Origin of the sequence: Spirosoma sordidisoli, assembly GCF_004138325.1 — a bacterium.
Taxonomy (GTDB): domain Bacteria; phylum Bacteroidota; class Bacteroidia; order Cytophagales; family Spirosomataceae; genus Spirosoma; species Spirosoma sordidisoli.
On record NZ_SBLB01000001.1, the window covers coordinates 1,506,848 to 1,528,411 of the forward strand.

General features: G+C 57.9%; 21 protein-coding genes. 8 read left to right on the plus strand and 13 right to left on the minus strand.

What is annotated here, in order from left to right:
* Positions 1-75: 75 nt before the first annotated feature.
* Positions 76-453, minus strand: a complete 378-nt coding sequence (locus EQG79_RS06460) for a hypothetical protein (protein ID WP_129600746.1) — start codon at positions 451-453, stop codon at positions 76-78.
* Positions 454-599: 146 nt separating this feature from the next.
* Between EQG79_RS06460 and EQG79_RS06465 the strand changes: the two genes are divergently transcribed.
* Positions 600-3,215 (plus strand): glycosyl hydrolase, encoded by a 2,616-nt coding sequence (locus tag EQG79_RS06465; RefSeq protein ID WP_262708608.1) that lies wholly within the window; start codon positions 600-602, stop codon positions 3,213-3,215.
* Between the two features lie 133 nt (positions 3,216-3,348).
* On the opposite strand, the gene EQG79_RS06470 is transcribed toward EQG79_RS06465, so the two are convergent.
* On the minus strand, positions 3,349-4,620 hold the full coding sequence (locus tag EQG79_RS06470; RefSeq protein ID WP_129600748.1) for a GTP-binding protein: 1,272 nt from the start codon (positions 4,618-4,620) through the stop codon (positions 3,349-3,351).
* A gap of 91 nt (positions 4,621-4,711) precedes the next feature.
* On the opposite strand from EQG79_RS06470, the gene EQG79_RS06475 reads away from it, so the two are divergent.
* Positions 4,712-5,656 carry a cation diffusion facilitator family transporter gene (locus EQG79_RS06475; protein WP_129600750.1) on the plus strand — a complete coding sequence of 315 codons (945 nt, stop codon included), beginning with the start codon at positions 4,712-4,714 and terminating at the stop codon, positions 5,654-5,656.
* A gap of 262 nt (positions 5,657-5,918) precedes the next feature.
* Here the strand turns inward: EQG79_RS06475 and EQG79_RS06480 are convergent, their stop codons facing one another.
* Both EQG79_RS06480 and EQG79_RS06485 read right to left on the minus strand, forming a co-directional pair.
* Complete coding sequence (locus EQG79_RS06480) at positions 5,919-6,647, minus strand: DsbA family oxidoreductase (protein WP_240699285.1); 729 nt, start codon at positions 6,645-6,647, stop codon at positions 5,919-5,921.
* 96 nt (positions 6,648-6,743) lie between these two features.
* Positions 6,744-7,712, minus strand: coding sequence for a quinone oxidoreductase family protein (locus EQG79_RS06485; RefSeq protein WP_129600752.1), 969 nt, complete (start codon positions 7,710-7,712; stop codon positions 6,744-6,746).
* Between the two features lie 282 nt (positions 7,713-7,994).
* On the opposite strand from EQG79_RS06485, the gene EQG79_RS06490 reads away from it, so the two are divergent.
* Positions 7,995-8,936, plus strand: a complete 942-nt coding sequence (locus EQG79_RS06490) for a heme-dependent oxidative N-demethylase family protein (RefSeq protein WP_129600754.1) — start codon at positions 7,995-7,997, stop codon at positions 8,934-8,936.
* A gap of 12 nt (positions 8,937-8,948) precedes the next feature.
* Here EQG79_RS06490 and EQG79_RS06495 read toward each other — a convergent pair whose 3' ends face one another.
* From EQG79_RS06495 to EQG79_RS06505, 3 genes are all read right to left on the minus strand, one after another.
* A complete protein-coding gene (locus EQG79_RS06495; protein WP_129600756.1) occupies positions 8,949-9,368 on the minus strand; it encodes a DUF6069 family protein in 420 nt (139 codons plus the stop codon).
* Positions 9,369-9,530: 162 nt separating this feature from the next.
* Complete coding sequence (locus EQG79_RS06500; RefSeq protein ID WP_129600758.1) at positions 9,531-10,091, minus strand: TetR/AcrR family transcriptional regulator; 561 nt, start codon at positions 10,089-10,091, stop codon at positions 9,531-9,533.
* Between the two features lie 33 nt (positions 10,092-10,124).
* Complete coding sequence (locus EQG79_RS06505) at positions 10,125-10,445, minus strand: antibiotic biosynthesis monooxygenase family protein (RefSeq protein WP_129600760.1); 321 nt, start codon at positions 10,443-10,445, stop codon at positions 10,125-10,127.
* 129 nt (positions 10,446-10,574) lie between these two features.
* On the opposite strand from EQG79_RS06505, the gene EQG79_RS06510 reads away from it, so the two are divergent.
* The gene (locus tag EQG79_RS06510; protein WP_129600762.1) at positions 10,575-12,407 is read left to right on the plus strand and encodes a family 43 glycosylhydrolase; all 1,833 of its coding nucleotides are present in this window, start codon (positions 10,575-10,577) and stop codon (positions 12,405-12,407) included.
* A 12-nt stretch (positions 12,408-12,419) separates the two neighbouring features.
* Here the strand turns inward: EQG79_RS06510 and EQG79_RS06515 are convergent, their stop codons facing one another.
* The gene (locus EQG79_RS06515) at positions 12,420-13,295 is read right to left on the minus strand and encodes a bestrophin family protein (protein ID WP_077923954.1); all 876 of its coding nucleotides are present in this window, start codon (positions 13,293-13,295) and stop codon (positions 12,420-12,422) included.
* 36 nt (positions 13,296-13,331) lie between these two features.
* Here EQG79_RS06515 and EQG79_RS06520 point away from each other — a divergent pair, with 36 nt between their 5' ends.
* Entirely contained in the window at positions 13,332-13,826 is a 495-nt protein-coding gene (locus tag EQG79_RS06520) for a GNAT family N-acetyltransferase (RefSeq protein ID WP_129600764.1), read from the plus strand.
* A 273-nt stretch (positions 13,827-14,099) separates the two neighbouring features.
* Entirely contained in the window at positions 14,100-14,642 is a 543-nt protein-coding gene (locus EQG79_RS06525) for a transposase (RefSeq protein ID WP_129600766.1), read from the plus strand.
* Positions 14,643-14,757: 115 nt separating this feature from the next.
* On the opposite strand, the gene EQG79_RS06530 is transcribed toward EQG79_RS06525, so the two are convergent.
* From EQG79_RS06530 to EQG79_RS06550, 5 genes are all read right to left on the minus strand, one after another.
* The gene (locus tag EQG79_RS06530) at positions 14,758-16,059 is read right to left on the minus strand and encodes a TolC family protein (protein ID WP_240699286.1); all 1,302 of its coding nucleotides are present in this window, start codon (positions 16,057-16,059) and stop codon (positions 14,758-14,760) included.
* Between the two features lie 72 nt (positions 16,060-16,131).
* Positions 16,132-17,250 carry an ABC transporter permease gene (locus EQG79_RS06535; protein ID WP_129600768.1) on the minus strand — a complete coding sequence of 373 codons (1,119 nt, stop codon included), beginning with the start codon at positions 17,248-17,250 and terminating at the stop codon, positions 16,132-16,134.
* A gap of 40 nt (positions 17,251-17,290) precedes the next feature.
* Positions 17,291-18,247: an HlyD family secretion protein gene (locus tag EQG79_RS06540; protein WP_129600770.1), complete on the minus strand. Its 957-nt coding sequence runs from the start codon at positions 18,245-18,247 to the stop codon at positions 17,291-17,293.
* The gene (locus tag EQG79_RS06545; protein WP_129600772.1) at positions 18,244-18,729 is read right to left on the minus strand and encodes a YdeI/OmpD-associated family protein; all 486 of its coding nucleotides are present in this window, start codon (positions 18,727-18,729) and stop codon (positions 18,244-18,246) included. The genes EQG79_RS06540 and EQG79_RS06545 overlap by 4 nt, the downstream gene beginning before the upstream one ends.
* Positions 18,726-19,412 carry an ABC transporter ATP-binding protein gene (locus EQG79_RS06550; RefSeq protein WP_129600775.1) on the minus strand — a complete coding sequence of 229 codons (687 nt, stop codon included), beginning with the start codon at positions 19,410-19,412 and terminating at the stop codon, positions 18,726-18,728. Before EQG79_RS06550 ends, EQG79_RS06545 begins: the two co-directional genes overlap by 4 nt.
* Positions 19,413-19,597: 185 nt before the next feature.
* Between EQG79_RS06550 and EQG79_RS06555 the strand changes: the two genes are divergently transcribed.
* Positions 19,598-20,305 (plus strand): MarR family winged helix-turn-helix transcriptional regulator, encoded by a 708-nt coding sequence (locus EQG79_RS06555; RefSeq protein ID WP_129600779.1) that lies wholly within the window; start codon positions 19,598-19,600, stop codon positions 20,303-20,305.
* Positions 20,306-20,314: 9 nt separating this feature from the next.
* Positions 20,315-21,562 (plus strand): MFS transporter, encoded by a 1,248-nt coding sequence (locus EQG79_RS06560; RefSeq protein ID WP_129600782.1) that lies wholly within the window; start codon positions 20,315-20,317, stop codon positions 21,560-21,562.
* Positions 21,563-21,564 lie beyond the last annotated feature (2 nt).

Consider the following 21,564-nt stretch of genomic DNA (forward strand, 5'->3'; position numbering starts at 1 on the left):
ACACTAGCCGGACAACAGCAGATCACTGGCCGGAACAGCCACTGCATAAAAAGAAAAACGGAAAGCGGACCCGGCTCAGACGCGGGGCGGGCGGAAGAGTTCAGACAGCGGGGCTGTCGTGGCCGCGGCCTGATACGATGGAAAGCCGGTAGTCAGGACCAGGGGCCAGGCTGAGGCAAAGGCAAAGTCAGCGACTTCGTTACAGAACAACGCAATAGTGGGCAGGTTCTGCACCCGTTCTGTCGTTTCCTTGTCCTGCCGTTCCTGCGAAGCCTTCAGCCGTTTGGCCAGGTAACAGCTTCCGTCGCAGTGGAGCTGAGGCCGGTCGCGGTTCTCGCACAGGACCCTGGCAATGTAATCCTTGTTGGCATGATAATACGCGATAACGCCCCACTGGCTGAGCGAAGGCATCAGCGTAGCAATCAGGAGCAGATAAATAACGGCGTTTCTCATGACCGCTGCAAAGGTACGAGCGCCGATGAAATGGCGCCAGCAAACACAGTAAATTAATAGGGTAGCCGTCATCGCCAGCCGGCGTAAAGTACCCCCCGTCCGGAGCCGTTGAGTATTTTTAAACCGGTTCGGGCTTGAAGCAGGTAATGAGATCGTTTACCCGTTTTGCCTTATTGCTGGTCGGTCTATGGCTGGCTATGGCTTCGTTATCCGCATCGGCTCAGTCGCCCGCCAGGTCGGCCAAACCCTCAACTACCCGACCCTGGACGTACTGGTGGTGGATGGGCAGCGCCGTCAGCGAAGCCGACATTTCGCGGCAACTCGATCAGTTTGCCAAAGCCGGACTGGGGGGCGTTCATATCATCCCGATCTATGGCGTGCGGGGCTACGAAGCGCAGTCGATTCCATTTTTGAGTCCGCGCTGGCTGAGCGTTTTTGCGCATACCGTCCGCGAAGCCCACCGGCGGGGCCTGGGCGTCGACCTGACAACCGGAACCGGCTGGCCCTTCGGTGGCCCGAATGTAACGCCCGACATGGCGGCCCGGCAATGGCAGCTACAGGCGGGGCAGCTGGTTAGTAAGCCCACCCGGCAGCAGGTCAAACGAGCCGCGCCGGGGGGCGAAGGCCCCGTTATCGATCCGTTCAGTCAATCAGCCATGCAGCAGTACCTGCGCCGGTTCGATTCTACCCTGGCGACCCTGCCAACCCAGCCCCGCGCCGTGTATAACGATTCGTATGAAGCCTACGGCGCCAACTGGACAACCGACTTCCCCGCCGAATTTCGCCAGCGCCGGGGCTACGACCTCAGCAGCCAGCTGGCGGCTTTCCTCGACAGCACCAGTACCGATGGGCTGCGGGTCCGGCAGGATTATCAGCAAACCCTGGCCGAGCTGCTGCGCGATGCATCGGCCGGCACCTGGACCCGCTGGGCGGCTCAGCGAGGTTACCAGACGCGCTACCAGGCCCACGGGTCGCCGGGCAACCTGATCGATCTCTACGCGCTGGCCAGCATTCCCGAAACCGAGTCGTTCGGCAGTAGTCGTTTCCCGATTCCCGGGCTTCGGGTTGACGAGAACTACGAAATCGATCGGTTCGGAACGCCCCACCCGCTGGCCATGAAATTTGCGTCGTCGGCCGCCAACCTGACCGGCAAACCGCTCGTCAGCTCCGAAACCGGCACCTGGCTGGCCGATCATTTCAAGGTGAGCCTGTCGCAGATCAAGCCGCAGGTCGACGAGCTGTTTACGGCCGGCATCAACCATATTTTTTACCACGGCATTACTTATTCGCCCGCTGGCCAGAACGGATCGAACCCGTCCTGGCCGGACCAATCCTGGCCGGGCTGGTTGTTTTACGCGTCGACCAACTATGGGCCGTCGTCCCATTTCTGGCCGCAACTCCCGTTGCTGAATCAGTACATCGACCGCTGTCAGAGCCGCCTACAGACATCGCACCCCGACAACGACCTGCTGGTTTATTTCCCCATGCACGACCTGTGGGCTACCCGCGCCCGATCGGCCGGGGGGCTGCATATGCTCGAGGTTCACCACGTTGACCGCTGGCTGCTGCCCCTCCCCTTCGGACAGTTATGCGACAGCCTGCGCCTGCGCGGCTATGCCTTCGATTACGTATCGGATCAGCTGCTGAGTACCCTGAAAACCGACCGGCAGGGTCGTATTATGGCCGGCAACGCCAGCTACCGCGCGGTTGTTATTCCGCGCTGTACGTACCTGCCCGAAACGACAATGGCCCAGCTCAACCGGCTGGCCCGACAGGGTGTTCGGGTCATCTTTGAAGGTGGCTTACCCGAGCAGGTACCCGGTTTTTACCAGCATCAGGCGCGCTCGCAGACCCTCCGTCAGCTGGGGGCAGGCCTGCGTCGGCTACCGGTCGTTTCGGTCAGCCGGGACGTAGTAGCTACGCTCGGCACCATCGGAATCCGGCGCGAAGCCTGGGCCAGCCGGGGTTTGTTATTCATCCGCAAGCGGCAGGGCGACAGTGTTCAGTATTTTATTACAAACCTGGGAAATCAGTTTCGGGCCGGGTGGATAACCCTGGCAGCTTCGGGCGGCCCGGTCATTCGCTACGACCCGCTGACGAACCAGCAAAGCACCCTACCCGACCGGCGTTTACAATCGACCCGCTCGGTCTGGCTCCGGCTGGAACCGGGGCAGTCGTGCTTTCTGACCGTATCGCCAGCCGCCCCCCGGCCCGATCGGTCGCCACCCGTTGCATCGGTCGGGCCCGGCCAACCGATGGCGCTGCCGATCGGTGGTCCCTGGCAGCTGACGTTTATGACCGGCCAGCCAGCGCTCAACCTCAGCCGCCAGGTTCCGGAGCTGACCTCCTGGACAACCCTGGCCGATTCGGCCGGTTACTTCTGGGGCACCGTTCGGTACGAAACCACGTTCGACCTGTCGGCCAGTATAGACCCGGCGGCTGTTTATGAACTGGACCTGGGTTCGGTACGCGAGGTAGCTGCCGTCCGGCTCAACGGCAAGCCACTCGGTACGGCCTGGTGCTTACCGTTTCGACTAACCATACCGGCCGGGCAACTGAAGCCGGGCCGCAACCGACTCGACATCGACGTAACGAACCTGTCGGCCAACTACATGCGCCTGTACGATCGGCAGCAGCCCGGCTGGAAGAAATTCCACGATATCAACATCGTCGACATTCGCTACCGGCCCTTCGATGCCAGCCGCTGGCCGGCTGAACCCTCGGGTCTGCTGGGTCCGGTACGAATTGTGTCGTACCAATAATCAGGTATTCTGGCGGGTGGGGAGTGCTTGACTATCAAAAAGTACCCAATCATCTGTGAAGCCTTCAGCCACTCACCCACCCGCAACGAGAATGTCGATTCGGTAGCGGAACCGCGATCCGTTCCGCACCTGCTTATTCCCAGACCGGGAACGGATCGCGGAAAGCGCCACCTGATTCCATATGTTTCAACTCCAGTTCGGTACAGAGGCAGTCGTTTAGTTCGGCAGTAATCTGCTGCTGATCCAGATCCTGCCCTATGATAACCAGCTCGTTTTGCCGATCGCCAAACCGTTTGTGCCAGCGCGCTTCGATCTCCGACTGATTGTCCAGAAACGACCCGTAACGCACCCGCTGCTGAAACGGCATCGAGGCCCACCAGACCCCAGCCGCTTCGGCCCGCAGGCTGCCCCCAGCCTGACTGAAATTCAGCGCGTCGGCTGGGCGCGACGCCAGCCAGAACAACCCTTTGCTCCGCAGAATCCCGGCCGGAAAATTTTCGCTCAGGTAGTCCCAGAAGCGGGCGGGATGGAAGGGCCGCCGGTCGCGAAATACAAACGATGAAATGCCGTACTCCTCGGTTTCGGGCTTGTGTGCTTTTCCGGCCTGCTGATTCTGTAACTCCTGAATCCAGCCGGCCGACTGCGAGACGACGTCGAAATCGAAACGGCGGGTGTTGAGCACCTCGGTCAGATCGACGCGGCTGAACTGACTCTCGACCAGCCTGGCCCCGGGGTTGAGCGTGTGCAGTATGGCCTTCAGCTCGCCCGTTTGCTGCCGGCTGAGCAGGTCGGTTTTGTTCAGAATCAGCACATCGGCAAACTCAATCTGATCGGTCAGCAGGTTCACGATGGTGCGCGTGTCACTGGTGTCTTCATTGAGCGCCCGGCCGTGTACGGTGTCGATACTGCCAAAATCCTTGGGAAAGTTGAGCGCATCGACCACCGTAACCAGCGTATCGAGCCGCGCGAACCGAGACAGGTCTACCCCGCCCGTCTCTGCATCGGCCGACTGGAACGTAAACGTCTGGGCCACTGGCAGCGGCTCCGAAATTCCCGACGACTCGATGATCAGGTAGTCGAACCGGCCTTCGCGGGCCAGCTTTTCGACCTCAACGATGAGGTCTTCGCGCAGTGTACAGCAAATACAGCCGTTCGACAGCTCGACCAGCTTCTCTTCCGTACGCGACAGTCCGCCTTCCTGCCTGACCAGCTCGGCATCGACGTTGATCTCGCTCATGTCGTTCACGATGACCGCTACCCGCAATCCCTGCTTATTCCGCAAAATGTGGTTCAGCAACGTTGTTTTACCCGCTCCCAGAAAGCCGCTCAGTACCGTGACCGGCAACCGCCGATCGGCCCTTATGTGCTGGCTAACAGACCCCTGTATCTCTTTTGTCGTGCTCATAGTCCGGCAAAAGTAAGATCAGATTTCATAAATGCAACAATGTTGCATAAATAAATATTGGCTATTACCGATCTGATATGGTTATTTCGGTATGCCACATACACACGCTCACGGGCCAGCGCATGATCACAGCCATGCGGGGCATTCGCACGGGCCGGTTACGCTGACGCACGTGAACCGGGCGCTGATTGTCGGCGCAGTGCTCAATACCGTTTATGTCGTTGCTGAATTTAGCCTGGGGGTCTACTACAACTCGGTAGCGCTCATTGCCGATGCGGGTCATAACCTCAGCGACGTAGCCGGGTTACTGCTCTCGCTGCTGGCGTTTCGGCTGGCGCGGGTGCGCACCTCGACCAACTTCACCTACGGGTTCCGGAAAAGTACGGTGCTGGCATCGCTCGGTAACGCCGTCATTCTGCTCGTAACGATCGGGGCTATTCTCTGGGAGAGTATTGGCCGTTTCTATCGGCCCGAACCGGTGGCGGGCGGACCGGTCGCCTGGGTAGCGGGCGTCGGTATTGTGGTCAATACGGTATCGGCGCTGTTATTTTTTCGGGATAAAGATCACGATCTGAACGTTCGGGGGGCTTACCTGCACCTGCTGGCCGATGCGCTGGTATCGGCGGGGGTTGTGGTGGCGGGGGTGCTGATCAGCTATACGGGCTGGGTCTGGCTCGATCCGGTCATTGGCATTATCGTAGCCGGGGTCATTCTGCTCTCGACCTGGCGGCTGCTGACCGAAAGTCTGCGGCTCTCGCTGGACGGGGTTCCGGCGGGGATCGATCTGGCCGAGGTGGTTCGCGATCTACAGACGGTACCGGGTATCAATGCGGTTCACCATGTGCACGTATGGGCGATGAGCACGACCGAAAACGCCCTCACTGCCCATCTGGTTCTGGAACCGGACCTCAGCGATATACAGATCACTACCCTGAAAGAAGAAGCCCGGCATCGATTGTTGCATCAGAACATCAGTCACGCCACGCTGGAAACCGAAGCCATTACCAGTCCCGGTCACGACCCGATTACCTGCTGATGCACGATGTTTACGCAATCAAATGCCCCACCCCGCCGGGGTTCGGGTGTATAGAGCAGGTATTTTGGGCTTCCAGTGGCTCGAAGGACAGGGCTTTTTACCCCCCAGCCCCCTGAAGGGGGAGCCCATTCGGCGGGGTTACCTCCGGCAGCGGCCGAACGTCCCTTCAGGGGGCTGGGGGTGTAAAATCTGACTTCCCCAAACAACCACTAAGCCCCGACGGGGCGACAGGTTCTATAACCAGCGAGACTAGTCAATTCACTTACTGACAATCGCCATCAGGTGTGCAGGTCTGACCCTGCGCCACCGCCAGGGCCGACGCGCCCGCTTCCTGTTTCCACTCGCCAAAGGAGGTTTTGATAGCCTCCAGAAACGTTTGACTTGGCTGCGCGCCCGACACGGCATACTTCCGGTCGAAGACAAAAAACGGCACGCCCTGCACGCCAAACTGCCGGGCTTCGTAGATGTCGTGCCGAACGGCATCCGTGTGCTGGTCGCTCTCCAGGACTGAACGCACCTCGGCGGGGTCGAGGCCAATGGCCTGGCCCAACTCGATCAGGGTAGCCCGATCGGCAATGTTCCGTCCCTCGGTGAAATAAGCCGCAAATAGCCGCTCCTCGGCTTCGTTCTGACGGCCATGCTGTTTGGCCAGGTGCAGCAACCGGTGCGCATCGAACGAGTTGGCCGTAACCGATTGATCGAAGTGGAAAGTAAGCCCAACCTGGCTGGCTACGTCGGTGACGTGGGCCGTCATTTGGCGAGCCTGCGCAACCGACATTCCCTTGCGTTCGGCCAGGTATTCATAAATCGTTTTGTCGGGAAGCGTCGGCTGGTCGGGGTCGAGCTGAAAACTTTTCCAGACAACTTCTACCGAATCCCGATCAGCAAACTGGTCGAGGGCCGCTTCGAATTTTCGCTTGCCGATGTAGCAGAACGGGCACATCACATCCGACCAGATCTCTACCTGCATTTTCGTTTCCTGAGCAATCATTGGCTTTTCTAGTTAGTAAAAACAATTGGTTTCGGCTCGTCAAGCGCCCCGGTTTCAATCCGTCTGGCCATGCCCGATGAGTCCGTTAGTAGAACCTTACGGCAGCAGCAGCAGCTTTCCGGTGGTGCCTCGTCCTTCCAGGTCACGGTGCGCCTGCGCGGCATCGGCCAGGGCGTAGGGCGGCTGAATACGCACGTTCAGCTGGCCCGAACGCACCCAGTTCAGCACGGCAGTAGCCCGTTCGAGCAGGGCCGCGCGGGTCAGGATATAATGGCCCAGCGAGGGACGGGTGAACATCAGCGACCCTTTTGTATTCAGGATAGCGGGCGCAAACGGTGGCACGGCCCCGCTGGCGTTCCCGAACGATACCATGGTACCCAGCGGTCGCAGACTATCGAGGCTGCCTTCAAAAGTCGATTTCCCGACCGAGTCGTAGACCGCATGAACGCCCTGCCCGCCCGTTAACCGACGTACTTCGGCGGTGAAGTCGGTCTGGGTATATAAGATAACTTCGTCGGCTCCGTTCTGGCGTGAGAGTTCGGCTTTTTCTTCAGTCGATACGGTGGTGATAACGCGGGCGCCCCGCATCCGGGCAATCTGGGTCAGCAACAGGCCAACGCCCCCGGCGCCCGCATGTACCAGCACCGTATCGCCCGGCCGGATCGGGTAGGTCGTAAAGGCCAGGTAGTGCGCCGTCATGCCCTGCAGGAGCACAGCCGCGGCCTGCTGATCAGTAATCTCTTCCGGTACGGGAACAAGCTTATCGGCCGCAACGACCACGTATTCGGCATACGAACCGGGGGCCATGCTGTAGGCTACCCGCTGCCCGACCGACAAGTCCGTTACGCCTTCGCCGACGGCCTCGATCACGCCCGCCCCTTCGGAACCGGGTATGTAGGGCAGCGGCACCGGATACAGACCGGTGCGGTGGTAGGTATCGATGTAGTTGATCCCAATAGCCGTCAGCCGGATCAGCGCTTCGCCGGGGCCGGGTGTCGGTGTCGGCCGATCGACCAGCGTCAATACGTCCGGTCCGCCGGTCTGAGTAAATTGAATGGCACGCATACAAAAGACGTTTGCCCTCCTAACCAAGCGACCACGCGTCCGCGTTCAAAAACAAATCTAAATTTCTCGATCCATCAGTCGCCCAAAAACTTGCGGCCCGGCTACCGTCCGACACAGCGGAGGAGCCAGCCAACGCTCATCGAAGCGAACCCATCCTAATAAAATAGGGCGAATTCATGGATTAGTAGTATTTATTTCTAAATAACAGACCATTTGCCACATAGTATAGGGAAAGAGGTAGCAGTCAGTTAGTTTAGCCTATCGGACCAACCGGCTGAGTATATGCTACCTTACTTCCCCTTCGGCAATGAATTTGACCATCGTATGGGTACCGCTCTCCTGCGACCCGACGAAACCCTGGTTGAAGTAGATGAACATTACCCGACCGAAATTGCCCGAAAACGAGCGCTACTCACTCAGGATCACCGGTATTACTTCCAGGCGCGGCCCGGTACCGAACAGGCGCAGTGGGATGTGCTGGAACGACTGCTGACCGAGGCCGCCACGCATTACCCGGACCACTTCAGCCTCACGCAAAACGGCCCGGACTGGCACTGGCAAAACCACCTCCTGAACGAAGACCAGCACTTCACCTTTGGTCAGCCCGATACGTTGCCGCTGGCCCCCCTCGACTGGGTTGGCCGTCAGGTACAGGAAGACCTGCTGATTCTGAGCGCCGAAGAAGGGGCCGCGCTGGTAGCGGGTCAGCTCTGTTTCCCGAACGGCTGGTGCCTCGACGACAAGTTTGGCCAGACGTTCCTAGGCATTCACAAACCCGCCCCGGACGCGGTACAACCGACCCTGCAGGCGGCTCAGAAACTCCTGGAACGCATCCCAACCCACCGACCCGTCTGGCGGGCCAGCTGGAACTTCAAGATCACCGACCAGCTGGATCTCTCGACCCGGTATTCAGCGTCCTACAACGACGACCTCAGCCAGCGCGCGCCCGATATGGCCGCCGATACCATTGGCGATCAGCTGTTTATCCGGATAGAACGCCAGACCTTTACGAAACTACCCCGCTCGGGAGCTATCCTGTTCGGCATTCACACCTACCAGAATCTGCTCGCCCACGAAGCGTTTCGATACGATCGGGCCCGGCGGATGCTCAACACCCTCCGCACAACGCCCCGCGATATGCTGACCTACAAGGCCATTGCGCCGTTCGAACGCCCGCTCCTTGAATTTCTGGAACAGCAGGTCGCCAATGGTATAGGGCTCTAATTGGGCGACGACCTACCGTTTTACGTATTTATTGAACGCAATCAGTACCGACCCGGCCACAACGACGTGCATCAGCTCCAGTACAACCACCATACCGACCGGCACGTTGGGAATGGAGAACGGTGAGGCAAACGACAGGAGCAGCACGATAGCAGCTACCCAGTTGAAAATCCGGAGCGGGTTTCGGGTAAACCGAATCAGGAGAAAAAAGACGAGTCCGGCCACCAAAGCCGGTAGTACAGAGCTGATAATGACCGGCACGATGGTAAGCGGCTGCCCGGCATTAGGAATAATCAGATCAGCCGGAACAGCCCCCGTTGCCGAGCCAATCCAGAATAGAACCGCGTTTATCACAGCTGCAACCAGGCCAGCTGCCAGGGCTGGATACAGGACTTTTTGTACACGAACAGGGGTAGTCACTTGAGATTCCATAGGACAAATTGGTTTGAGATGGATACTGGATTTGGGGTATTTGGGTAAAAGGACAAACGACTATCGACGCAGGATCAGCCAGGGGTCAGAGCTCCGCTACAACTATTCTACATCATCGATATATTTTATAACACTGTTTTAGATAAAGCAAAAAATAAAAGGCTACAAGCCTTTTATAAACCGGCTCACGGCCTCGTCGACAAGCTGTTCAAATCGATCAGCGTGGCAATCGTGCAGGGCCAGGGCCACAAACCCCTGCATCATGGCAAACCAGTGCATGAGTACTGATTCTACGTTATCGGCGGTAAGCTGCTCTACAACCGACTGAACCTGCCGCATGCTCACCAATGCTTCTTCCGACGCATCGCCATGACAAACGGCGCCGTTGAGATTGAACATCAAGGCGTACCGCTCCGGGTTTTCCTTCGCAAACCGTAACATAGCCAGCGACACGGCTTTCAGCTGTTTCTTCGGTTTTCCGTCACGAGTAGCCAGAGCCGCTTCCTGAACAGCAGCCAGCTGGCGAAATCCTTCCCGCTGCAACTCGACCAGAATAGCATCTTTGCCACCAAAATAATGGTAAATAGCCGTAGTACTGGTCTGAAGCCGATCCGCAATCTTTCGTGTCGAAACCCCCGGCCATCCTTCTTCGCTGGCCAATGTTAGCGTTTGATGAAGAATATCCTGCTTTAACGACTCCTGGTACTCCGCTTTACGTGACATATTTATCCTGTAACAGTGTTACATAAGAAAAGTTCACAGACGATCGAATGCATACGCCCGCTCTACCCGACAGATCCGAACCGTGTAGGATTCATACCAGCGCTGGCGACCCTGTTGCTGAGCCAGGCGGTGTTCGGCATGTTGCTTCCACTGACGAATCGCGTCCAGGCTATCCCAGTACGAGACCGTAATGCCTACCTCCTGCCGGGCCGACTCGACCCCCAGGAAGCCCGGCTGTTCGTAGGCCAGTTCAACCATGCGAGTTGCCGTATCGCCGTACCCATCGGTCTCACTGGTCCGAAGGGAGCTGAAAATGACGGCGTAATAAGGAGGTTGGGGCGTTTGAGCGAGCATAGAATTGTATCGATGGGCATACTATAAACTATTCCGTTGCTTCTGCAATAATACGATAGCCGTCGGAATAACCGTTTGACGCTATCGGCAGGACGTCTATCTTTAACGCCCTAAAACAACCCTGGCCGTATGCGTACTCTTTTTTTATGTCTGCTTATCGTGATAGTCAGTCTGGGGCCTTCGGTAGCCCAGTCGCCAGCCAGCCGGCCCATCGGCTCATCGGCGCGTACCTACTGTAATCCAATGGATATCAGCTACCGGTACAATTTCGAACAGCTGAACGAACGAATATCGTATCGCTCGGGAGCCGATCCGGTCATCATCAACCACAAGGGTGAGTACTACCTGTTTGTCACGATTCAGGGCGGCTGGTGGCACTCCAAAGATCTCTCGAACTGGCAATACGTGGTACCCGACAAGTGGCCGATGGAAGATATGTGCGCGCCCGCAGCGCTGTCGGTACGCGATACGCTTTATCTGTTCCAGAGCACCTTCGAGCAGCGGCCCATCTTTATCTCGACCGAGCCCGAGAAAGGAAAACTGAAATTCTATAACCGCTGGTTACCACGCCTGCCCAAAGACATTGGCCCCTGGGACCCGGCTCTTTTCCACGACGAGGACACCGATAAGTGGTACATGTACTGGGGATCGTCGAACGTTTATCCGCTTTTTGGCGCCGAGCTGGACAAGAATCGCAACCTGACCTACGCCGGAAACAACCCGGCCGAAGCGTACAAAGCGATGCTCTGGCTCGACCCCTACAAACACGGCTGGGAACGCTTTGGCCCGAACCATTCCGATCCGTTCAAACCCTTTGTCGAGGGGGCCTGGATGACCAAACACAACGGTAAATATTATCTGCAATACGGCGCCCCCGGCACCGAATACAACGTCTACGGCAACGGCACCTACGTGGGCAAAAGTCCGCTGGGACCCTTCGAATACGCGCCGTATAACCCCATTGCCTACAAACCGGGCGGGTTCGCAACGGGCTGTGGACACGGCAACACCTTTCAGGATGTGTATGGCAACTACTGGAATACCGGAACCACCTGGATCGGGGTCAACTGGGGTATGGAACGCCGAATCGTGATGAACCCGGCGGGCTTCGACAAGGACGATCAGCTCTACGCCGACACCCGTTTTGGGGACTATCCGCACTTCCTGCCCACCAAGAAACTGGATACCCGATCGGGGCCAGGTCGCGAAGACCTGTTCACGGGCTGGATGCTGCTCAACTATAAAAAACCCGTTACGGCCTCGTCTACGCTCGGTACCGGTCCGGCCGATACGGTCAGCGTTGATCGCGTAGCCGACGAAAATCCCCGTACGTTCTGGGTGGCCGGCCAAAACCGGGCGGGCGAAACGCTCACAACCGACCTCGGAGCAGAGCACGACATCCGGGCCGTACAGGTCAATTATTTCGACTACAAACTCGCCATTTTCGATTCTGACTCGACGGTCTACACCCAGTTCAGGATTCTGACCTCGACCGATGGGAAGAAGTTCGAGGTGGTGGCCGACCTGACCAAAGAGCCGAAAAAAGATCACGCCTGTGCCTATGTAGAGATTCCTGCCCGGGCAGACGGCAGGCCGGTTCGGGCGCGCTACGTACGGTACGAACACGTATACACCGCGGGCAAACATCTGAGCATTAACGCGTTCCGGGTATTTGGCAACGGACTGGGAAAAGCACCCGCCCCCACGACCCTGACCGCCAAACGCCAGACCGATCAGCGCAACGTTGACCTGAGCTGGAAAAAAGTGGCCAATGCTACCGGCTACAACATCCGCTGGGGCATTGCCCCCGATAAACTTTACCAGACCTACCAGTTCTGGAACGATGCGCCGGGGACCTTCGAGCTGCGGGCGCTGAACGTGGGGGTTCCCTACTACTTTGCGATCGAGTCGTTCAACGAAAACGGGGTGTCGAGTCTGAGCGAAGTGGTATCGATCAAGTAAACGGGCTGCTGCTTACAGCAAATCTTTAACGGCCTGCCGGATATTGGCCGACATCCGGTCGGTGGGCAGGTCGTTGTCATCGGTACCAAAGGGGTCCTCAATCTCTTCGGCGATCAGTTCCAGACTGGTCAGTACGTAAAACACGATCAGTACGACCGGGATGACCCAGTAATGCAGCGACAGCACGTAGCCGATGGGGAGGGTGAGGCAGTACAAGGCGACAAACTTCTTCAGAAATGAGGAGTACGAGTACGGAATCGGCGTCGTATGGATCCGTTCGCAGATGCCGCAGATGTCGGTAAACGACTGAAATTCAGCGTTCAGCACCAGCAGATGTTCGGGGCGTAACACCCCCCGCTGGTAGAGTTCGTCCATTTTGCCGAAGAGCCGGGTCGCGATCTGGTTGGGCTGGTGCCGCTTCGGGTCGACCGTAGCCGGGTCGAAGCCGGGGCAGGCTTCCCACTCTTCGGGTTGCGCTATGCCGCGCAGGTGATTCTTCAGCGCGTAGGCGTAGTTCGGAATCATAGCCTTGAAAAAGAGCCGGTCTTCTGCCTGCTCGGCCAGGATATGCGCCAGTTTGATGGCCAGGTTCCGGGAGTTGTTGGTCAGGCTCCCCCAGGCCTTACGGCCTTCCCACCAGCGGTCATAAGCGGTGTTGGTGCGGAACACCAGCAGGGTCGAGATTACGAACCCCAATAGCGAGTGCATGATCGCGATGTTCTTCAGATCGGATTCGGGACCGGGATGAACGTATTCGATGATAAAGTAGGCCACCGCGCTGCAGTACACCAGCATACCAAGGAGCGTAGGACCCAGCTTCCGGGCCGTATCGCCCCTGTGCATCGAAAAGATGGCATGAAGCCAGTCTTTGGAATTGTAATCAACCATATGGCAACCAACAAAAAGTGCCCTTAACTTGCAACTATGACCATTACCTTTCGCAACGACCGACTTGACGATTTTCTCGCCATCCTGCACGAAGTGGGCCAGTGGATCATCGATACGGGCCAGGAAATGTGGCAGTTAGACACGCTGACCATAGACAACTTAGTCGATGAGTACACTCGAGATAATTGTTACGTTCTTTACGTCGACCAAACGCCCGCGGCTACGTTTATACTGCAATGGAAAGACCCGCTCTACTACCCCGATGTACCCGACAACACGGCGGGCTTCATTCATAAGCTGGCCATCCGACGCCCGTTTGCCGGTCAGGATCTGTTCACTGCCATACTGGACTTTTGCCGGTCGCAATGCCTGGCCCGCAACATTTACGAGATTCAGCTCGAAACCGACGCCACCCGTCCTGCCCTCCTGCGTTTTTACGAGCGTCACGGATTTCAGCCCACCTATCAGAAACGCATCCACGAGTTCGGCCAGTCCTTCGACTGCCAGTATTACGTTCTGCCCCTCCCGTAGAGACGCAACCCTTTGCGTCTCCTGTGCGTCAGCAATCCCTTGCGTCTCCTGTGCATCAGCAATCCCTTGCGTCTTACTCGCGTCAGCAACCGCCCGGCGGCCCGGCCCTTGCGTCTCCTGTGCGTCAGCAATCCTTTGCCGTTAGCACGCGGTAAAGGATGTTGATATTGCTGACGCAAAATTGTTGCTGACGCGAGGGCCGGGCCGCCGGGCGGTCGCGTCTCTACCGGGGGCGTTACCCAGTTTGTCGGATGCCGTCTGTAGCCATAAACGATGCAGGAAAATCTGTTTGGCGGACGGCACCGGATCGAGTCAACTCGCCTGGCCAGCTACGATTATGGGTCGAACGGTATGTATTTCATCACCGTTTGCACCCGCGACAGAGCCTGCTGCCTGGGCGAAGTGAGCGTCAACCCAGCGGGCGAATGCGTCGTAGAACCGACTCTGCTGGGCCAGCGGGTTATTGAGGGTTGGCTGGCCATCACCCACTATCACCCCTACGTATTTCTGGATGCGTTTCAGCTCATGCCGAATCATGTACACGGTGTTTTGTGGATCTGCAAACCCGATTACACCGACTGGCAACCGAATACGTTCGGACCGCAACGCCAGAATCTGGCTTCCATAGTCCGGGGTTTTAAATCAGGCGTCAAGACGTTTGCCACCCGAAACAAGATTCCCTTCGATTGGCAGCCTCGGTATTATGACCGGGTGATCCGGAACACCAACGAACTGGATCGCATTCGCCATTACATCGAAGCCAACCCCTCGACCTGGCACCTGGACCGCGACAACCTCGAGAATCTATATATGTAGAGACGCGATCCCTCGCGTCTCCTAGGCGTCAGCAAATTAGTAAAGGTTATTGATAGTACTGTCTTGTAAGAGACGTGTAATTGCTGACGCGCAGGAGACGCGAGGGATCGCGTCTCTACAGGGTTCCCGTTGCTTTTCGTAGCTGTAGCTGGCCGCGCAGGACGTCATATACGGCGCGGAGGTAGTTGTTCTCGGCGGTTTGCAGGGCGTACTCGCTGTTACGAAAATCGGCCAGCAGCAGCGTGCCTGCGTCGAAGCGAACCCGGTCGATGGCTACGATCTGCTGCGCCTGAACGATATTTTTACGGCTCTCGTCGAGGTTTTCGCGGGCTTTTACCAAGGTGTTCTGAGCCGATCGGGTCTCGTAGTCGAAATCGTTCCGGAGTCGTTGCAGCGTATTCTGGTTGATTTGCGCCCGGCGCACGTAATCCTGTCGGTTAATACGCGTTTGCCGCCCGTCGAAGATAGGGACGCTGACCCGAACTCCTACGTAGTTGTACGGAAACCACGTACCAGCCGCAAAGGGACTGAACGCATCGGCAAACTGCTGCGCGAAGTAGGCACCGTAGGCCGTCACGACCGGTGCCAGCCGGGCCTGCTCCCGGCGCTGGTTGAGTTCGTTTACCTGCCGGTTCACCTCCTCCTGCTTTAGCTCCACCCGGTTTCCACCAGCCGGTTCCTGGGCCTGAAATGAGGTAAACAGCGCAGTCAGCGAATCGGCGGGCTCTACGGCCTGGCTGCTGCTGATCCGGTAGCGAAGGGTTTCCAGACTCAGGGCGTAGTCGCGCTGGTCGTTGCGGTAGGCTTGTTCGGCGTTGCTCAGGTCGAGCGCAAAGCGATCGAGGTCGGTCTGGAGCAGGGTACCGCTCCCGAACCGCGTACGAGCCTGGTCGAGATACCCCTGGGCCCGCAGCCGCGCCCGCTCCGACAGCCGGATTTTTTCGCGATCGAATACGGCCTGGTAATAAGCTTCCGTTACCTGCTGGCGCACGTCGACCCGCACTTTTTCGAGCAGGGCCTGCTGACCGTCTGCATTCAACTGGTTGATCTGCCGATCGATACGGCTCGTGGCGTCATAGACTTTCTGTTCGGCCTGTACGTTCAGCACGTTATTGACACGGGTGCCGAACCGAAGTACCAGATCCTGTCCATTGGCAAACGGTGCATTCTTGATCACGCTCTGCTGAATCTGCGTGTTCCACCGAAAATCACCGCTGGCGCTGACCTGCGGCTGCCAGCGGGCCCGTCGGCGGGCTTCGTCACTTTCCGTAAGCTGGGTCTGTAGCTGCTCGTTTGCCAGCTCCAGCCGGTTTGCCTGCGCCTGTTGAAGCGCCTGGGGCAGCGTAATCTTCGCGGGCGACTGAGCGAATGAGTGATTGAGTACCAGTAGCCCAATCAGTATAAACATGGATTTCATGAGCATTCGTGAGGAGGAGCAATTGAACAATCGAGTGCATAAACACCGCATCATTCAGTCACTCAATGAAACTTATCGTCTGAATACAGATGCGGGCTCCAGCGAGGTGATGCGCCGGATGGCGAACAGGCTGCCGCCCAGGGCGATGAAGAGCGTGATGCTGATGAAGCCAACCTCGAGCCAGGCCGAGAACGAGAAGTTGGAGCCGATGGACATAAGCAGCAGCCGGAAACCTTCGACAAAAATTCGCCCGATGGCGTAGCCGATAACGGCCATGAGCATCGCCTGGAGCAGAATAAGCCGGGTTATGTAGCCGTTGGCCGCGCCGATGGCCTTGAGGGTGCCATAGTCCTGAATCCGCTCGTTCGCAGCCGAGTACAGGGTCAAGCCGATGATGACGAAGCCCGCAATGATGGCGAATATGATCAGGAAACCAAACGTAGCCGCAAAGCCACCCGATACCACAGCCTGCGTAAAGGTGCTGTCGGCAAAAGCGTCGCCCGTCCAGGCCCGTACACCTGCTATCGACCCGTTGATGCGCTTGACCACGGCCGCCGGATCGGCACCAGGCTGGGCCTCGACCAGGAAGAAACTTACCTTGTTGGGCGAGAAGCCGGTCAGGCTACGGGCCCGCTCAATCGTCGTGAAGGCGTAATCGATACCCAGGCCCTGCGTACCCCGGGTCTGCCCTGCTTTATAAACCCGTTTACCGTTGAACTCGAACGTCTCCCCTGTTTTCACATCGCCGAGGTTCTCCGAAAAGACGTCCATAAACAGCGCGCCATCGGTGAGCAGCCGGGCGGGCGACACGCCCGGTTCGAGGTTCCATAGGCCAACGTAGGTCGGGGCCTGCACGCCAATGAGCGACAGCCCGGCGGTTTTGCCGTTGAGCCGCTTGACGGAACCCGCCGAGATAACCACTTCATGCACCCGCCTGACCCCGGCGATGCTGGTTACCTGCCGACCGATCCGAACATCGAGCGGCACCGTCTTGTTAGCGTCGGTGGTGCTTTCGTCAACCAGCCAGATGTACTGCTTATTGCTGTTCACGACGTTGATGATCGAGTTAGTCAGGAACAGGAACACCCCCGACTGCTGACCGACCAGAAACACCGACAGCGTAATACCAACCACGGTCCCAATCGACTTGGCCTTGTCGTATTTCAGGAATCTGTATGCCGTTCGAAACATGATGAGAAAGAGAAAAAAGATGGAGAAGCAACCGCACGGCTTACTGCCCGTTGCCGACCTGGATGATGCATTCGACCCGCGCGCCGATAATCACATTGGCCGGATTGTCGAGCTGTACCCGCACTTCGCGGACGCGCCGGTCTTCGAGGTTCGATGCGTTGTCGGAGAAGAGCGATTTTTTGCGGAGGTAAGGCGATGCCAGCACCACCGTTCCCGTAGACAGTTGCTCGTTGCTGCCCTGGGGCCGTATGTAGGCTTTCTGCCCTACCCTGACCCGAAGCGCGAATAATTCATCGATTTCGGTCAGGGCTACCAGCGGACCGGCGGGCGCAAAATCACCGATCGACTGGTTCGTAGCCAGAAACTGCCCCACCTTGGCGTCGAGGCTCAGCAGCGTTCCGTCGACCGGCGCCTTCACGGTCTTCAGGCCCGCCACGGTTGACGCGTAACGGATGTCGGCGCGGAGTTCGCCGATCCGGCCCTGGGCCTGCTTCACCTGCGCTTCTGATGCTTTGATCTGCTGCTGGAGGTTCTGAACCGCATAGCGGGCGTCGTCGAGTTCTTTTCGGGTCAGCGCATTACCGGCAAAAAGCTTGTCGCTGCGGATCAGGTCGGCTTCGGCTTTCTGGAGCTGCACCCGCAGCGTCTGCACCTGCTGACGGGCGGTTTCGATAGCGTCCTGCTGGGTGTTGATCTTGACCGCAGCCTGTCGCAGCTGGGCCGACTCCAGGGCGTTCTCCATCGTCAGGATCACCTGCCCTTTCCGGAGCTGCTCGCCAATGGTTACGTTGACCCGCTGGACAACGCCCCCCGTTTCGGCCGAGAGCTGGCTGATGCGGGCAGCCGGTTCGATGACCGCTACGCCCATCACTTCGCTGATGCGTTTCGGCGCCTGTACCGTTCGGACCGAATCGGCCTGCTGTTCAGACGTCTTTTGCTTGTTATCCGAACAGGCGTTCAGCAACACAAGAGTAAGTAGTATATATAGGGCTTTCATGGATTGGATGGTAAAATTTTTCGTGGATCGGTAAGGCCTAGGTGCAGCGCTTCGGCAATTTTCAGCGATCGGTCGATGCGCTTGTCTGTCGATTTGACCGCCGTAACCAGGTAGATAAGACTTCGCTGACGGCCGGGCGTTAACGCGTGAAAGACGTCGTTCGCTTTGGGATCGGTGGCCAGCACTTCGGCCAGTTCGTCGGGCATATCGCACCCATACCGGCTCGTATCGGGAGACAGGGTTATCGTGACCGCACTTCCTGCCGAAACACCGGCCGCATCGCGGGCTTTCTTGCCGATGATCAGCTGATAGCCGCCAAGACCATTGTGGATGAAGCCGCCGTGATACAACTCGCCGTCGAACAGTTTGTACAGGCAGCGTTTGCCGTTTACGGGCAGCCAGGCTTCGGCCACGTCGGCCGGAATCTCGACCACCTGCATGGGGCCGGGCACGGTATGAATGCGGGTTTCAAACGTGATCATACAGCGGTGTTTATATCGGTTTCGGTTACTATCCCATTGTCTACTTCCACAATGCGGTGGGCGTAGGGCTTCAGCCGCGGGTCGTGGGTAACGACGGCTACGGACTTGCCCCCGTCGGCCAGCGTCCGCAGCTCGCGCATGACGACGCCAATCGAGTCCTTATCGAGCGAGGCCGTCGGTTCGTCACACAGAACCAGCTTGGGGTTGGTTACCAGCGCGCGGGCAATGGCGATGCGCTGCTGCTGCCCACCCGACAGTTGGCGGGGCAGGTTGAGCCGGCGATCAAGCATGCCTACTGTCCTGAGCGCCTGTTCGGTACGGTCGCGGGCTTCGGTCCGGTTCACCCCCTGAAGCTGCAGCGGCATCATCACGTTCTCTTCGGCCGTGAGTGGGGCCAGCAGGTTGAAGTTCTGGAATACGAAGCCAATGGTGTTGAGCCGCAACGTAGCCAGCGCCTTCTGACTCAGCTGATTCACATGCTTCCCGTCGACCCACAGATCGCCGTAGCTGGGGTAGATGACGCAGCCCAGCAGCGACAACAGCGTTGTTTTTCCCGAGCCGGACGGCCCGATGATCAGCAGCAGTTCGCCCTCGTTGAGCCGGAGCGAGGCAGGCTGCAACGCCACAATAGTCTGATCGCCGGTTTTGTACTCTTTACCAGCTCCTTTCAATTCTGCAATCATAAGCGTCGGTGCGTGATGGGGTCTACTAAAACGATCATTTTATTATTATACCGTAATTTATTTTCTATATCGACAGCAATATTACTACGAAATCGTAATTAATGTTATGACTTGCGTAAAAAAAAGTTTAGTTTCGTAATGAGTTGCGCCAAAAAATGTGTTGATCTGTACGAAAGCACAGTAAAATGGATAGAGGAGAACAGAATCTGGTTGAGCTGGTAAACCAATGGGCGGCCTATAGTGCCAACACCCCGAATGCTGATCTGGCGGGCTTCTGCCTGCATTACCTGACCGAGCAGGCCAGCAAACCGGTCATGGCAGCCGCTGAGCCGGTTATAAACGAAAAGGGTGAGGTTAACCAGCACTGGGCCGAGAGCCTGACGGGCGACATAGACTGGACGATGGTTCCTGTCAGGCCCGAAGCAAGGCTGGGTGCGCTGGTTGGGCGACTGGCCAAGTATGCTTATTTCTACTCGAAAAAGGCCATGCAGGATCTGGCCATCAAAGGCCTCGACGACCCGCTCTATCTGCTGGTGGTCATTCAGATGGGCACGCCCAAGAAAAGCGAAGTGATTTACGAAATGATGGCCGAATTTGCCTCGGGCATCGACGTCATCAACCGGCTGATTCGCATGGAGCTGATCGAAGAGTTTCCCGATGAGCAGGATCGGCGGTCCAAGCGGCTGCGCATCACGCCGAAGGGGATCGCGCTGATTCAGGAATGCTTCCCGGTTATGAACAAAGTGGCCGATGTGGCCTACAGTTCGCTGACCGAAGGCGAGAAGACCATGCTGGTTCAGATCCTGGACAAACTCGACCGATACCACGCTGAGCACTACAAACAGAGCCGCCATTGCGAATTTGACGAGGTCTATGAACGAATGGTAGGGTAACTTTGCAGCATGTCTACCCCACCTCCCGTGCGCGACCGCCGACTCATTCATATTTACGCGATTATTTTCATCGACGTGGTGGTCGGGTCGGCAATCGGACCGGTGCTGCCCGAGTTTGTGAAAGGACGCCCGCAGCCGCAGCTCTGGCTGGCGCTCGGTACGGCGCTCTTTCTGGGCGTGCAGCTCTTTTCGGCCCCGCTGCTGGGCAAACTATCCGACGGCTACGGACGACGGCCGATCTTTATCGTGTCGGCCGTGGGTACGTTTCTGGCCGACTGTCTGCTGATTCCCATCACCCTGGGTTCTCAGCTGGCCAACCGGTTCAGCGACGGCCTGACCAACGGTATGTATGCCACGGTGCGCTCGGCCATTACGGATATTTCGCCCAAAGAAGAGCTGTTCCGGAATCTGGGCATCGAAGGAGCTATCCTGTCGCTGGGGTTCGTGATCGGGCCGGCCGCGTCGGGTCTGCTGCTGACCAGCTTCGACGTGGTCGAAGGTGATCAGGCGCGGGTGGTGGTCATCATGGCGGTCGTTCTGTCGGCGGTGAATATGCTGCTCAGCTATACCCTGCGCGAAACCCACACCAACCCATCGGGGGTATCGACCGAGGCCCTGAAAACGGAACTGATCAACTCGCTCAACGTGTGGCGCATCTGGTCGCGGCTGACGGAGAAAGACCGGAAGTACCCCGGCCTCAAGCGGCTGGTGCTGATGCAGCTGGCGCTCACCATGAGTACGGGCTACTACTTCTATTTCGTAACCTTTGCCAGCTTCGGCGCCCTCCAGCTCGATGCCAAGGGAATTTCTTATTTCTTTATGTATTTCGGCGCGCTGAGCGTGGGGATCAACTATGTGTTCTACACCTACTTCGCCGACCGCATCAACCAGCGCCGGGGCATTATCTGGTTTGCCGTGCTGGGCGCACCGGTCCTGGCCGGCTACGGCTTTATCGGCGATTCGGTATTGTGGCTCTACATCCTCGTCACGATCGACTGCCTGACGCTTTCGCTCATTCAGGGCCTGATTGAAGGGCTGATGGCGCAGCGCACAACCGACGAAGACCGGGGCGAAGTGTTCGGCATCAACCAGGCGTTGCAGGGGCTGGCCAGTTTTGGCACTACGGTAGTTTTCGGGGCGTTGTCGCTGCTCGATTTGCGGCTCCCGTTTGGCTGGTTCGCCATCTGCCTGGCGCTGGTGGCCTGGCTGGCGTGGCAAACCCGACCCACCCCGGCACCCAAAACCAGCCCAAATTAACC

What these genes read in the sequence shown, in the direction of transcription:
- EQG79_RS06510 (WP_129600762.1), top strand. Translation starts at nt 10,575, where the DNA reads ATGCGTACTCTTTTTTTATGTCTGCTTATCGTGATAGTCAGTCTGGGG.
- EQG79_RS06490 (WP_129600754.1), top strand. Translation starts at nt 7,995, where the DNA reads ATGCTACCTTACTTCCCCTTCGGCAATGAATTTGACCATCGTATGGGT.
- EQG79_RS06535 (WP_129600768.1), bottom strand. Translation starts at nt 17,250, where the DNA reads ATGTTTCGAACGGCATACAGATTCCTGAAATACGACAAGGCCAAGTCG.
- EQG79_RS06505 (WP_129600760.1), bottom strand. Translation starts at nt 10,445, where the DNA reads ATGCTCGCTCAAACGCCCCAACCTCCTTATTACGCCGTCATTTTCAGC.
- EQG79_RS06470 (WP_129600748.1), bottom strand. Translation starts at nt 4,620, where the DNA reads ATGAGCACGACAAAAGAGATACAGGGGTCTGTTAGCCAGCACATAAGG.
- EQG79_RS06480 (WP_240699285.1), bottom strand. Translation starts at nt 6,647, where the DNA reads ATGATTGCTCAGGAAACGAAAATGCAGGTAGAGATCTGGTCGGATGTG.
- EQG79_RS06495 (WP_129600756.1), bottom strand. Translation starts at nt 9,368, where the DNA reads ATGGAATCTCAAGTGACTACCCCTGTTCGTGTACAAAAAGTCCTGTAT.
- EQG79_RS06485 (WP_129600752.1), bottom strand. Translation starts at nt 7,712, where the DNA reads ATGCGTGCCATTCAATTTACTCAGACCGGCGGACCGGACGTATTGACG.
- EQG79_RS06475 (WP_129600750.1), top strand. Translation starts at nt 4,712, where the DNA reads ATGCCACATACACACGCTCACGGGCCAGCGCATGATCACAGCCATGCG.
- EQG79_RS06525 (WP_129600766.1), top strand. Translation starts at nt 14,100, where the DNA reads ATGCAGGAAAATCTGTTTGGCGGACGGCACCGGATCGAGTCAACTCGC.
- EQG79_RS06460 (WP_129600746.1), bottom strand. Translation starts at nt 453, where the DNA reads ATGAGAAACGCCGTTATTTATCTGCTCCTGATTGCTACGCTGATGCCT.
- EQG79_RS06500 (WP_129600758.1), bottom strand. Translation starts at nt 10,091, where the DNA reads ATGTCACGTAAAGCGGAGTACCAGGAGTCGTTAAAGCAGGATATTCTT.
- EQG79_RS06550 (WP_129600775.1), bottom strand. Translation starts at nt 19,412, where the DNA reads ATGATTGCAGAATTGAAAGGAGCTGGTAAAGAGTACAAAACCGGCGAT.
- EQG79_RS06515 (WP_077923954.1), bottom strand. Translation starts at nt 13,295, where the DNA reads ATGGTTGATTACAATTCCAAAGACTGGCTTCATGCCATCTTTTCGATG.
- EQG79_RS06530 (WP_240699286.1), bottom strand. Translation starts at nt 16,059, where the DNA reads ATGAAATCCATGTTTATACTGATTGGGCTACTGGTACTCAATCACTCA.
- EQG79_RS06560 (WP_129600782.1), top strand. Translation starts at nt 20,315, where the DNA reads ATGTCTACCCCACCTCCCGTGCGCGACCGCCGACTCATTCATATTTAC.
- EQG79_RS06465 (WP_262708608.1), top strand. Translation starts at nt 600, where the DNA reads ATGAGATCGTTTACCCGTTTTGCCTTATTGCTGGTCGGTCTATGGCTG.
- EQG79_RS06555 (WP_129600779.1), top strand. Translation starts at nt 19,598, where the DNA reads ATGGATAGAGGAGAACAGAATCTGGTTGAGCTGGTAAACCAATGGGCG.
- EQG79_RS06520 (WP_129600764.1), top strand. Translation starts at nt 13,332, where the DNA reads ATGACCATTACCTTTCGCAACGACCGACTTGACGATTTTCTCGCCATC.
- EQG79_RS06540 (WP_129600770.1), bottom strand. Translation starts at nt 18,247, where the DNA reads ATGAAAGCCCTATATATACTACTTACTCTTGTGTTGCTGAACGCCTGT.
- EQG79_RS06545 (WP_129600772.1), bottom strand. Translation starts at nt 18,729, where the DNA reads ATGATCACGTTTGAAACCCGCATTCATACCGTGCCCGGCCCCATGCAG.